The 665-nt window shown below is 70.5% G+C and carries 1 protein-coding gene; it reads left to right on the top strand.

Going from position 1 to position 665, the window contains the following annotated elements; translation table 11 throughout:
* Positions 1-665 (top strand): tyrosine-type recombinase/integrase (locus IH54_RS0138760; protein WP_031526335.1); only part of this gene is annotated, 665 nt, incomplete at both ends.

Raw genomic sequence — 665 nt, 5'->3', positions numbered from 1 at the left:
CCTGGGGGAGTACTCCCCCGATCCGGACGCGGACCGCGCCGCGGAGGACCCGGCCGAGGTGAGCCGGGCGCACTGCGAGGCCTTCCAGGCCTGGATGGTGCAGACCCGTTCGCCGGCGACCGGGCTGAACAAGCACAAGGCGCTGCAGCAGTTCTTCAAGTGGCTGCGGGACGACGAGGAGGAGATCGACCGGTCGCCGATGGACCGGGTCCGGCAGCCGAAGATCCCGCAGAAGCTGGTGCCGGTGATGCGCGACGCGGAGACCTCCAAGGTGCTGCAGACCTGCAAGGGCAAGGCGTTCCTGCAGTTGCGGGACGAGGCGGTCATCCGCCTCTACTACAACACCGGCGCCCGCCTGTCCGAGGTCGGCAACCTTGCCCTGGCCGACATCGACCTTGCCACCGAGTCCGTCCGCTACCACGGCAAGGGCAGCAAGGACCGGCGCGTCCGCTTCGGCCCGAAGACCGCGAGGGCGCTCAGCCGTTACCTCCGGGCCCGGGCCAAGCACCGCGGAGCCGACCTGCCCGACCTGTGGCTTGCCGACCGCGGCGCCAGGCGGCTGGCGCCCAACGGCATCAAGATCATGATCAAGCGCCGCGGTGCGGCAGCCGGTCTGACCGGCGTGCACGCGCACCGCTGGCGTCACAACTTCGCCCACGAGTGGA

It is taken from the genome of Streptomyces sp. NRRL F-5123 (genome assembly GCF_000721495.1).
GTDB lineage: Bacteria > Actinomycetota > Actinomycetes > Streptomycetales > Streptomycetaceae > Actinacidiphila.
Note: the sequence above shows the minus strand (reverse complement) of the source record. Positions and strands in the feature narration are given on the sequence as shown.